The organism is Pararhodobacter sp. CCB-MM2 (assembly GCF_001691415.1).
GTDB lineage: Bacteria > Pseudomonadota > Alphaproteobacteria > Rhodobacterales > Rhodobacteraceae > Pararhodobacter.
This window is the reverse complement of record NZ_LRRR01000121.1, coordinates 1-389: the sequence shown is the minus strand read 5'-3', so window position 1 is coordinate 389 and position 389 is coordinate 1. Positions and strand designations below refer to the sequence as shown.

Annotated in this window: 1 pseudogene; it reads right to left on the bottom strand. The window is 69.7% G+C overall.

From position 1 onward, the window contains the following. Positions 1 to 372: pseudogene (locus BCY78_RS24440) on the bottom strand (UDP-N-acetylglucosamine 1-carboxyvinyltransferase); the annotation flags it as partial. Between the last annotated feature and the right edge of the window lie 17 nt (positions 373 to 389).

Here is a 389-nt window from a genome sequence, read left to right as displayed (position 1 = left end):
GACCAGGTCGGCGCCCTGGAGCTTCGTCGGTCCGGAGACGACCGCCGAGTGCAGGAAGTTGCGCTGGCCGAAGCGGCAGTCCGAGCCGCCCAGGCACTCGCGGTAGAGCTGGATGTGCGCGCCCATCTGGTTGAGCGCGGAGGTGAAGCCGAGCCGCGACTCGTACACCGTCTCGTGGACGATCGACAGGCCCGCGGCCTGCGTCAGGGCCACCACCAGCGGCTGCTGCCAGTCGGTCTGGAAGCCGGGGTGCACGTCCGTCTCCAGCGCGATCGCGTTGAGCGCGCCGCCCGGGTGCCAGAAGCGGATGCCCTCGTCGTCGATCTCGAAGGCTCCGCCGACCTTGCGGTAGGTGTTCAGGAAGGTCATCATCGAGCGCTGCTGGGCGC